The organism is Cytobacillus firmus NBRC 15306 (assembly GCF_001591465.1).
GTDB lineage: Bacteria > Bacillota > Bacilli > Bacillales > Cytobacillaceae > Cytobacillus > Cytobacillus firmus.
The window spans coordinates 1-11,197 of record NZ_BCUY01000101.1 but is presented as its reverse complement, the minus strand read 5'-3'; the positions used below and the strand labels follow the sequence as shown (position 1 = coordinate 11,197).

Annotated in this window: 7 protein-coding genes; all 7 read right to left on the bottom strand. The window is 48.0% G+C overall.

The window, feature by feature from the left end; genetic code table 11:
* Nucleotides 1–115: 115 nt before the first annotated feature.
* The 7 genes from icmF to BFI01S_RS19140 all read right to left on the bottom strand — a co-directional run bounded on the left by icmF (nt 116) and on the right by BFI01S_RS19140 (nt 11,052).
* Nucleotides 116–3,382, bottom strand: a complete 3,267-nt coding sequence (gene icmF, locus BFI01S_RS19170) for a fused isobutyryl-CoA mutase/GTPase IcmF (RefSeq protein WP_061794032.1) — start codon at nt 3,380–3,382, stop codon at nt 116–118.
* Between the two features lie 49 nt (nt 3,383–3,431).
* On the bottom strand, nt 3,432–4,076 hold the full coding sequence (locus tag BFI01S_RS19165) for a TetR/AcrR family transcriptional regulator (protein ID WP_061794031.1): 645 nt from the start codon (nt 4,074–4,076) through the stop codon (nt 3,432–3,434).
* A gap of 31 nt (nt 4,077–4,107) precedes the next feature.
* Complete coding sequence (locus BFI01S_RS19160) at nt 4,108–5,247, bottom strand: acyl-CoA dehydrogenase (RefSeq protein WP_061794030.1); 1,140 nt, start codon at nt 5,245–5,247, stop codon at nt 4,108–4,110.
* A gap of 51 nt (nt 5,248–5,298) precedes the next feature.
* Complete coding sequence (locus BFI01S_RS19155; protein ID WP_061794029.1) at nt 5,299–6,429, bottom strand: acyl-CoA dehydrogenase; 1,131 nt, start codon at nt 6,427–6,429, stop codon at nt 5,299–5,301.
* A gap of 48 nt (nt 6,430–6,477) precedes the next feature.
* Complete coding sequence (locus BFI01S_RS19150) at nt 6,478–7,329, bottom strand: 3-hydroxybutyryl-CoA dehydrogenase (RefSeq protein WP_061794028.1); 852 nt, start codon at nt 7,327–7,329, stop codon at nt 6,478–6,480.
* Between the two features lie 95 nt (nt 7,330–7,424).
* Complete coding sequence (locus BFI01S_RS19145) at nt 7,425–8,615, bottom strand: acetyl-CoA C-acetyltransferase (protein ID WP_061794027.1); 1,191 nt, start codon at nt 8,613–8,615, stop codon at nt 7,425–7,427.
* A 325-nt stretch (nt 8,616–8,940) separates the two neighbouring features.
* A complete protein-coding gene (locus tag BFI01S_RS19140; RefSeq protein WP_061794026.1) occupies nt 8,941–11,052 on the bottom strand; it encodes a (Fe-S)-binding protein in 2,112 nt (703 codons plus the stop codon).
* Between the last annotated feature and the right edge of the window lie 145 nt (nt 11,053–11,197).

Here is an 11,197-nt window from a genome sequence, read left to right as displayed (position 1 = left end):
GGGAGGCTCGTCTTGTGCTTGAGGCCCGCAGGATGCGGGTCATGCAGACGTTGCCACAGGACGTGGCGTTTTTAGTCTGCGTTCCTTCGTGGGCAAGGCGCTTCCGCTTTTCTTCTTACATATTCCGCCGGTACTGCCCGCCCACTTCGTATAATGCACGGGTAATCTGGCCGAGGCTTGCCGCTTTGACGGTTTCCATCAGCTCGGCGAAAATGTTTCCGCCGCTGACTGCTGCTTCCTTCAATTGTTTCAGTGCCTCTTCCGATTTGTCTTTGTTGCGTTCCTGGAAGCTGCGCAGATTGCGGATTTGCGTTTCTTTTTCTTCCTTCGTTGCCCTTGCAAGCTCCATGTTGTTCATTTCTTCCTCTGATGGAGGATTAGGGTTCAAGTAAGTGTTGACCCCGATAATTGGAAGCTCGCCAGTATGCTTTTTCATTTCATAGTACATGGACTCATCCTGGATTTTGCCGCGCTGGTATTGAGTTTCCATTGCACCGAGAACGCCGCCGCGGTCATTGATGCGTTCGAACTCTCTCAGTACCTGTTCTTCCACAAGATCTGTGAGCTCATCCACGATAAAGGCACCCTGAAGCGGATTTTCATTTTTCGACAAGCCATGCTCTTTTGTAATGATCATCTGGATAGCCATTGCACGGCGGACAGATTCTTCTGTCGGTGTCGTAATGGCTTCATCATACGCATTGGTATGAAGGGAGTTGCAGTTATCCTGAAGCGCCATTAACGCCTGCAGTGTAGTACGGATATCGTTAAAATCAATTTCCTGTGCATGCAGGGAACGCCCTGAAGTCTGAATATGGTACTTCAGCTTCTGGCTTCTCTCGTCCGCACCATATTTATCTCTCATAACCGTTGCCCAGATGCGGCGCGCCACACGGCCGAGCACGGTATACTCCGGATCCAGTCCGTTCGAGAAGAAGAATGAAAGGTTAGGAGCAAAATCATTGATGTTCATGCCTCTGCTCAAATAGTACTCCACATACGTAAAGCCATTTGCCAGTGTAAAGGCAAGCTGTGAAATCGGGTTAGCCCCCGCTTCCGCGATATGGTAGCCGGAAATCGATACAGAGTAGTAATTGCGGACTTTATGGTCAATGAAGTACTGCTGAATATCCCCCATCATTCTCAAAGCGAATTCTGTCGAGAAGATACATGTATTCTGTCCCTGGTCTTCTTTTAAAATGTCAGCCTGAACGGTTCCGCGGACAGTCTGCAGCGTTTTCGCCCTTACCTCGGTGAATTCTTCTGGTGTCAGCACGCGGCCAAGCTCCTGCTCTTTTGCTTCAATCTGCTGTTCGATCGCTGTGTTCATGAACATCGCCAAAATAATCGGAGCCGGCCCATTAATCGTCATCGAAACAGATGTAGATGGATGGCACAGGTCAAAACCGGCATACAGCTTCTTCATATCGTCCAGTGTACAGATGCTGACGCCGCTCTCCCCGACTTTTCCGTAAATATCCGGGCGGTAGTCAGGATCTTCTCCGTAGAGTGTTACAGAATCAAAGGCTGTGCTCAAGCGCTTTGCGGCATCATCTTTGGACAGATAATGGAAGCGGCGGTTTGTCCGTTCCGGTGTCCCTTCTCCGGCAAACTGTCTCTTCGGATCTTCACCCTCGCGCTTGAACGGGAATACACCCGCTGTATACGGGAAAGAACCCGGCACGTTTTCTCTGTATACCCAGCGGATGATTTCTCCGTAATCCTTGTACTTAGGAAGTGCCACTTTTGGAATGGACAGTCCGGATAAGCTCTTTGTTTTTAAAACCGTCACGATTTCTTTATCGCGGATTTTTGTTACAAATTGCTCGCCTGAGTATTTTTCCTTCAGATCTTCCCAGCCTGCAAGAATGTTCTTTGTTTCAGCCGTCAGCTTTTCTTCTGCCGCGGATTTAATGGCTTCAAGCGAAGCTATGACTTCTTCGTTTCCTTCTTGTTCTTTTACAGCAAGCATTGCCCCTTCCAGCTGGAACAGTTTGCGGGCAAGATCGGCCTGCTCTTCGGCTTTTTTATGGTAGCCGCGGACTGTTTCCGATACTTCGCGGAGATAATAGCGCTGTTCATTCGGAATAATGACATTCTGCTTTTCGACTTTTGCGTTTTTTGTAAAACTTGTCTTCCAGTCTGTACCTGCTTTTTCATTAATCGTTTCCACCAGTGCCGCAAACACCGCATTTGTGCCCGGGTCATTGAACTGGCTCGCAATGGTTCCGTAGACAGGCATGTCTTCAAGCTCTTTTTCAAAAAGCATCCGGCTGCGCTGGTACTGCTTTTGTACCTGGCGCATCGCATCCTCAGAGCCTTTACGCTCGAATTTATTAATGACGATCAAATCTGCATAATCGATCATATCAATTTTTTCAAGCTGGGAAGGCGCACCGAATTCGCTTGTCATCACATACATCGAAGCATCACAAATTTCCGTAATGCCGGCATCTCCCTGCCCGATTCCGCTTGTTTCCACAATAATCAGGTCAAAGCCGGCTGCTTTGACAACTGAAATCGCATCCTGAATCGCAAGCGACAGCTCGCTGCGGGAATTTCTTGTTGCCAGGCTTCGCATGTAGACGCGCGGATTAAAGATAGCGTTCATGCGTATACGGTCGCCAAGAAGCGCACCGCCCGTTTTTTGTTTTGTCGGGTCAACTGAAAGGATCGCAACTTTTTTCTCCGGAATTTCGTTGATAAAACGGCGGATCAATTCGTCTGTCAGCGAGCTTTTTCCGGCACCGCCTGTTCCTGTAATCCCTACAACCGGAACCTGCTTTTCGAGGGATTTCACTTTCTCCATAACCGGCTCAAGCGCAGCTGCCGCTTCCTTGCCTGCTGTTACCTGATGCTCAGCCAGTGTAATCAGCTTGGCAATGGCATTTGTTTCCCCATCCTGAAGCTTTTCAATCTGCTCGGATGCTTCGGCTGTAAACGTCGGGAAATCACATTCCTTGATCATTCGGTCAATCATTCCTTGGAGACCGTATTGGCGGCCGTCTTCCGGCGAGAAAATCCTCGCGATTCCATAGTCATGCAATTCTTTGATTTCCTTCGGGATGATGACACCGCCGCCGCCGCCATAAATGCGGATGTGGGATGCGCCTCTTTCCTTCAGAAGATCATACATATATTTGAAGTACTCCACATGTCCTCCCTGATAAGAGGAAATGGCGATTCCCTGCACATCTTCCTGAATCGCAGCATTCACGACTTCCTCCACAGAACGGTTATGCCCGAGGTGGATGACCTCTGCCCCGCTTGCCTGTATGATGCGGCGCATAATATTAATGGAAGCATCATGCCCGTCAAATAGGCTGGAAGCCGTCACAAAACGAATATGATTTTTCGGCTTATAGACTTCTGGATTGCTCATCGTTCTCCCCCTTGTCCGTAAACGCAAGGCTCATCCCTGCGCACTATTCTTAAGCTTTTTCCGAGACTTTTCCCGAATCCTTTATTCCCTGGAAAAGAAGATTGGTCTGCAGCTGGATATATTCCTCGATGCTGTACATTTTCTGCAGGGACCAGCGGCGGAATGCCCACATTTGCCCCTGGACAAAAATGTTATGGGCGATCATTTTGATTTTCTCCTCCGGCAACTCCAGTTCCCCATTCTCCACGCAAAGGGTAATGACATGCTCGAACATGCCGACCATTTCAATTTCTTTTTTCAGAACATATGGAAGGGCATCCTTTGTCAGCGCCTTTACCTCCTGGTACATGACAAGCACTTCATCCTGCATTTCGTCGACCACTTTGAAGTAATCGGCGATGCCCTGCTTCAGGCTCTCAAGCGTGCCCTGTTTTGTATCAAGGCCTTTTTGAAGCCGCTCGGCAACCTGATCGTAAATGCTGTCACAAACCAGGTATAGAACGTCTTCTTTTGTCCGGATGTATTCGTAAAGCGTTCCAATACTAAAACCAGATGCCTTTGCGATCTCTCTAGTTGTTGTACGATGGAACCCTTTTTGGATAAAAAGGGTGACGGCACCTTTAATCATCTGATCACGTCTTTTTTTGACAAGACGCTCATCTTTAACAGAAGCCTGCACTTCCCGTTTCTTCATTGTTACCTACCGCCTCCCCCAGTCAGACATATTATTTCGTTACCATACGAGAGATTACGAGACGCTGGATTTCCTGTGTGCCTTCGTAGATTTGCGTGATTTTAGCGTCGCGCATGAAGCGTTCTACCGGGTAATCCTTTGTATATCCATAGCCGCCAAAGATTTGAACGGCGTCTGTGGTTACTTTCATGGCCGTGTCGCCCGCAAGAAGTTTGGACATGGCAGATTCCTTTCCGTATGGAAGCCCTTCTGATTCCAGCCATGCTGCCTGGTAAGTTAATAGTCTTGAAGCTTCGATGCTTGTTGCCATGTCTGCAAGTTTAAAGCCGATTCCCTGCTGGGCAGCGATTGGCTTGCCGAATTGGTGGCGTTCTTTAGCGTATTCGATGGAAGCATCCAGTGCACCCTGAGCGATTCCGACTGCCTGGGCAGCGATGCCATTGCGGCCGCCATCCAGTGTCATCATGGCAACTTTGAAGCCTTCGCCTACATTGCCAAGCACGTTCTCAACCGGCACCTTACACTCTTCAAAAATAATCTCAGTTGTAGGTGATGAACGTATTCCCAATTTCTTTTCCTTCTTGCCGACAGAGAAGCCTTCAAAGCCTGCTTCCACGATGAACGCTGTTGCTCCTTTATGCTTGGAGGATGGATCTGTCAGGGCAAACACAACATAGATATCTGCGATTCCGCCGTTTGTGATGAAAATTTTGCTGCCGTTTAAGACGTAATGATCGCCCTCAAGACGTGCTGTCGTTCTCATTCCGCCGGCATCAGATCCGCTGCCCGGCTCAGTAAGTCCGTATGCGCCGATTTTTTCACCTTGTGCCATCGGCTTTAAGTATTTTAGCTTTTGCTCTTCGCTGCCGAACTTGAAGATCGGCCAGCCTGCAAGGGACGTATGGGCAGAAAGAGTTACACCTGTTGATGCACATACTCTTGAAAGCTCTTCAACTGCGATGCAGTAAGCAAGGTAATCACTGCCGATTCCGCCGTACTCTTCAGGCCACGGAATCCCGGTTAAGCCAAGCTCGGCCATTTTGTCAAATATCTCTCTGTCAAATCGCTCTTCTTCGTCGCGCTCAGCAGCGGTCGGCGCCACTTCGTTCCTGGCAAAATCGCGCACCATTTTTCTGATCATTTCATGCTCTTCACTTAATTGGAAATTCATTGTTGGTCCCTCGCTTTATATGGATTTGATGATTTTTTAATAAAGGCTGATTTACAGCTGTTTGCTGATGACAATCCGCTGAATTTCGCTTGTGCCTTCATAGATTTCGGTAATTTTTGCATCGCGGAAGTAGCGCTCAACCGGGTAATCCTCTGTGTAGCCGTAGCCGCCGAATACCTGGATGGCTTCTGTTGTCACGTCTACTGCTGTTTTGGATGCAAACAGCTTTGCCATGGAGGCTTCGAGTCCGCACTTGATGCCGCGCTGGCGCATGTCTGCCGCGCGATAGATTAATAGTTTCGCTGCTTCTACGCTAGTCGCCATGTCTGCAAGCTTAAAACCGACACCCTGCTGAGCGGCGATCGGCTTGCCGAACTGTACGCGTTCCTTTGCATAACCCGCAGCTGCTTCAAAAGCTGCTTCTGCGATTCCAAGTGCCTGTGAAGCAATCCCGATCCGTCCGGCATCCAGATTAGCCATCGCAATCTTGAAGCCCTCTCCTTCATTACCGAGGAGATTTTCAGCCGGAACCCGCATATCTTCAAATGTCAGCTGCAGCGTTCTTGAGCCGTGCAGACCCATTTTGTGCTCATCTTTTCCAAATACAAGGCCTGGCGTATCCTTCTCGACAATGAAAGCGGAGATGCCTTTGCTGCCAAGCTCCGGATTTGTGGATGCAAATACAATATTTACGTCTGCTTCGCCAGCATTCGTGATGAACACTTTTGAGCCATTAATGACATAATGGTCTCCATCTTTTACCGCACGGGATTTCAGGCTTCCCGCATCTGAGCCTGCGCTCGGTTCAGTGAGGCAAAACGCTCCGAGATACTCGCCTGAAGCAAGCTTCGGAATATATTTCTGCTTTTGCTCTTCCGTACCGAAGTAAAGGATTGGGTTTGTTCCAACCGATGTGTGGACCGATAATATAACGCCCACTGTCGCACTCACACGGGACAGTTCATGGATGGCGATAATGTAAGAGGTAAAGTCCATTTCGGATCCGCTGTATTTTTCAGGAATCGGTATCCCCATCAGGCCAAGCTCGCCCATTTTGCGGAGAATCTCCCTTGGAAATTCGCCCTGCTCCATTTTTTCCACAAAAGGGGCGATTTCCGCATGGGCAAAATCGCGCACCATTTTTCTCATCATTTCCTGCTCTTCTGTAAATCTCAGGTTCATTTTTATACCCTCCGATGCTGCCTGGCTTTGCTGGCCAAGGCCTATTGTTTATTCGTAAACGTAGAAGCCTCTGCCTGTCTTCTTGCCAAGCCAGCCGGCTTTTACATATTTTCTTAACAGCGGGCATGGGCGGTATTTATCATCCCCAAAGCCTTCATGCAGGGTTTCCATAATATACAGACATGTGTCGAGACCAATAAAGTCGGCCAAAGTCAGCGGTCCCATTGGATGGTTCATGCCGAGCTTCATCACTTCATCAATGGCCTCTTTTGTCGCGACCCCTTCATAAAGCGTAAAGATTGCTTCATTGATCATTGGCATCAGAATCCGGTTGGATACGAATCCCGGGAAATCATTCACTTCAACAGGCACTTTTTTAAGCGTCTTCGTAATGTCTTCAATCGTTTGATACACTTCGTCAGCTGTCGCAAGGCCACGGATGATTTCCACTAGCTTCATCACCGGCACCGGGTTCATAAAATGCATGCCGATTACTTTTTCCGGACGCTTTGTTGCTGCTGCGATTTCTGTAATTGGCAGGGATGACGTGTTGCTTGCCAGAATCGTATGCTCTGGTGCAATTTCATCGAGCTGGCTGAAGATCTTCGTTTTGATTTCCATATTTTCAACTGCTGCTTCTATGACGAGCTCCACATTTTTGGCGTCCTGCAGATCACTTGAAGCGGTTACATTTTTAAGCACCGCTTCCATCTCGTCCGCTGTCATGCGCTCTTTTTCCACCTGGCGGGAAAGATTCTTGTTAATCACAGCAAGTCCGCGTTCCACAAACTCCGGCTTTAAGTCGTTTAAGATGACGCTGTAGCCTGCCTGTGCACAAACCTGTGCGATTCCTGAACCCATTTGTCCAGCACCGATTACCATAATGTGTTTTACGTTCATTTTTGTATCCTCCGTTCTGGGGTTTGCGGTTGTTCTATATTTGCTTTTCTGGCCGCTGAGCCGTTGAATCCAATCTTGTTTTCGTTTATCCCAATTTACTGCTGCTTCGGAACCTCAATCATCACCGCATCGCCCTGACCGCCGCCGCTGCAGATGGCCGCGATGCCGATTCCGCCTCCGCGGCGCTTCAGTTCGTGCATCAGGGTCAGAATGATTCTTGCTCCGCTCGCGCCAATTGGGTGGCCGAGTGCCACAGCCCCGCCGTTGACGTTTACTTTTTCTGCATCAAGACCGGCAATTTTTCCGCTTGTTAAAGCCACGGCCGCAAATGCTTCATTTATTTCAAATAGGTCAATCTCTTCCAGGGTTTTTCCTGTCTTTTTCAAAAGAGCATTAATGACAAGGCCCGGTGTCTGCGGGAAGTCTTTGGCTTCCACCGCAAGAGCTGTATGGCCGAGAATATAAGCTTCCGGTTTTTTGCCTTCGCGTTCTGCCCGTTCTTCGCTCATCAATACCAATGCTGCTGCCCCGTCGTTAACGCCAGGCGCATTTCCGGCAGTGATCGTTCCGTCGGAGTTAAAAACAGATCCGAGCTTAGCGAGCTTTTCTAAAGAAGTATCTTTACGAGGAGACTCATCCTGAGAAACAACAACCGGATCCCCTTTTCGCTGAGGCACTTCAACCGGAACGATTTCTTCTGCCAGTTTGCCGGATTCGATTGCAGCAAATGCACGCTCATGGCTTCTCAGCGCCCAATTGTCCTGATCTTCACGGCTGATTTCGAATTCTTTCGCTGTCGAGTTTCCGTACGTTCCCATATGGACGCCAGTGAAGCTGCAGCTTAATCCGTCGTGGACCATTAAATCCTTGACTGTTGAATCACCCATGCGCAGGCCCCAGCGTGCTTTTGGCAAAATATATGGCGCGTTGCTCATGGACTCCATGCCGCCGGCTACGATGACTTCCTCGTCACCTGCCCGGATAATTTGATCTCCCAGTGTGACGCTTCGCATGCCGGAAGCACAAACTTTATTGATCGTTTCCGTTTTCACTTCCCATGGCAATCCTGCTTTTCTGGCAGCCTGACGTGAAGGGATCTGGCCCTGGCCTCCCTGGAGAACAGTTCCGAGAATCACTTCATCTACATCCTCTGGATTGACGCCGGCACGGTTCAGCGCTTCTTTTACTGCAAATCCGCCAAGGTCAGAAGCTGTAAAGCTGCTGAGCGCTCCGGCAAATTTTCCAAAAGGTGTTCTTACTCCGCTAAGAATTACGGTTTTCCCCATTAAGAATCGCTCCCTTGTACTATTAATTTAAAATGTTCTAATAATTAATTTGAAAAAAAATCGGGTCTATGAAGCAGTTCTGGTTGAAGTTAAATACTAGTGAAGGTGTGTTGGCTGACTGAACGCTCGCTCGAAAAAACCGCGAAATCAAAGGATTTTCTCCCTCATCAGCAGACAAGCAAAATTGTAAGCGCTTTATCATTTTCTATTTTACTAGAAAAATAGCGGAAATTGAAACACTTTACACAAAATTCAGGTAAAAACATTTTTCGTCAAAATGCATTACTGGAATTTCGGCAGTGCTTCAATTTCCACTTTCACTATGCTAGGATGCTAAATTCCGGCTTTCGCCCACCACGGACTTTTCGAGAATTTCAGCAACATCGTACGTATGAACCTGTTCTTCCACTTCTTTCGCTTTCGTTCCATCAGACAGCATGGTTAAGCAGTATGGACATCCTGAACTGATCACGGATGGATTCACTGCCAATGCCTGCTCTGTGCGTGATACGTTGATGCGGTGTCCGGTTTCTTCCTCCATCCACATCAGGCCGCCTCCCGCTCCGCAGCACATGCCGGTTTCGCGGTTTCGTTCCATTTCCACAAGCTTGACGCCCGGGATGCTCTTAAGGATTTCACGCGGAGGATCATACACCTCGTTGTAGCGTCCCAGATAGCAGGAATCATGGAAGGTAATCGTTTCTTCCACAGCATATTGAGGCTTCAGCCTGCCTTCTTCCACAAGCTGTGCAAGCACTTCAGTATGGTGATAAACCTCTGCCTCTAATCCGAAATCCGGATACTCATTTTTAAAGATGTTGTAGGCATGAGGATCAATCGTGACGATCTTTTTCACTTCATTTTTCTCAAACTCTTCAATGTTCTTTGTGGCAAGCTCCTGGAACAAGAACTCGTTTCCAAGACGTCTTGGCGTGTCACCGGAGTTCTTTTCCTTGTTGCCAAGGATAGCGAACTTGACGCCGGCCTCATTCATTAGTCTCGCAAAGGAAAGAGCGATCTTCTGGCTGCGGTTGTCGTAAGAGCCCATGGAGCCAACCCAGAATAAGTATTCGAACTCTTCTCCCGCCTTTTTCATTTCCTTCACTGTCGGCACATGAACATCTTCACGTGCTTCTCTCCAGTCTTCGCGCTCCTTGCGGTTCAGTCCCCAAGGATTGCCCTGGCGCTCGATATTGGTCATGGCGCGCTGTGCATCAGCATCCATTTTACCCTCTGTTAAAACAAGGTAGCGGCGCAGATCAATGATTTTATCAACATGTTCATTCATAACCGGGCATTGGTCTTCACAGTTGCGGCAAGTCGTACAAGCCCAGATTTCTTCTTCTGTGATGACTTCCCCGATCAGGCTTGGGCTGTAAGCAAGGCCAGCCGCAGCTTCTTCTGCACCCTGGCCGGCAGCTGCAAGGGCAAGCTGATTGCCTTTCGTGTTGGAAAAAGCGAATGTCGGCACCCATGGCTGCTTTGACGTGACAACCGCACCGTGATTCGTTAAATGATCACGCAATTTCAGGATTAAATCCATTGGCGAAAGCATTTTTCCCGTGCCGGTTGCCGGACACATATTGGTACAGCGTCCGCATTCCACACACGCATAGAAGTCAATCATCTGATGCTGTGTAAAATCTTCAATCTTTCCGACACCAAAGCTTTCCTGTGATTCATCTTCAAAGTCGATTGCCTTTAATTTCCCCGGATTGTCCAGCCGGTTGAAATATACGTTGGCCGGTCCAGCGATTAAGTGCGCATGCTTGGATTGAGGTACATACACCAGGAATGCAAGCAGGAATAATAAATGAATCCACCATGCGATATAAAAGACAGCAATTGAGGCTGTTTCACCCATCCATAAGAATCCGCCGGCAATCAGGGAAGCAACCGGTTCTGTCCAGGTTCCTTCATGGCCATGCCAGATCATGCTCATTCCATTCCCAAGCAGGACGGAAAGCATGAGCCCGCCGATAAAAATAAGGACGAGACCTGATTTGAATCCGCGCTTTAAGCGGACAAGCTTTTCCACATAACGGCGGTAGAAAGCCCAGATTACCGCAACAAGGATCATCAGGGTCACAATTTCCTGGAAAAAGGTGAAGCCAGGATATAATGGGCCAAGCGGCAAATGCGCACCTGGCTTAATTCCTTTGATAATAAAATCAATCGCTCCAAATTGGACAAGAATGAAGCCATAGAAAAACATCACGTGGATGATTCCGCTTTTCTTATCCTTTAAAAGCTTTTTCTGGCCAAATACGTTGACCCAGATCTTCTCAAGGCGCTCTTTCACCTTGCCGTCAAACTCTACCTTTTTGCCAAGCTTGATATATTCAATCCGCGTCTTCACAACATAGACAAACAGGCTGATAGCGTAAGCGGTTACAAGAAGAAATGCAATTAAGTTGATCCATAATAAACCGTTCATGGGCATGGTGCTCCTTTCTTCATCTTAGAAAATTTTAAAAACAATATAATTTTCTGAATTTACTCTTACTCCCATTATATTATGAATGAGCATTCAGTCAACCATTTTTCATTAAACTTGTTCAAAATATTTAATTATTTTCATT

What these genes read in the sequence shown, in the direction of transcription:
- BFI01S_RS19160 (WP_061794030.1), bottom strand. Translation starts at nt 5,247, where the DNA reads ATGAATTTCCAATTAAGTGAAGAGCATGAAATGATCAGAAAAATGGTG.
- BFI01S_RS19155 (WP_061794029.1), bottom strand. Translation starts at nt 6,429, where the DNA reads ATGAACCTGAGATTTACAGAAGAGCAGGAAATGATGAGAAAAATGGTG.
- BFI01S_RS19165 (WP_061794031.1), bottom strand. Translation starts at nt 4,076, where the DNA reads ATGAAGAAACGGGAAGTGCAGGCTTCTGTTAAAGATGAGCGTCTTGTC.
- icmF (WP_061794032.1), bottom strand. Translation starts at nt 3,382, where the DNA reads ATGAGCAATCCAGAAGTCTATAAGCCGAAAAATCATATTCGTTTTGTG.
- BFI01S_RS19145 (WP_061794027.1), bottom strand. Translation starts at nt 8,615, where the DNA reads ATGGGGAAAACCGTAATTCTTAGCGGAGTAAGAACACCTTTTGGAAAA.
- BFI01S_RS19150 (WP_061794028.1), bottom strand. Translation starts at nt 7,329, where the DNA reads ATGAACGTAAAACACATTATGGTAATCGGTGCTGGACAAATGGGTTCA.
- BFI01S_RS19140 (WP_061794026.1), bottom strand. Translation starts at nt 11,052, where the DNA reads ATGAACGGTTTATTATGGATCAACTTAATTGCATTTCTTCTTGTAACC.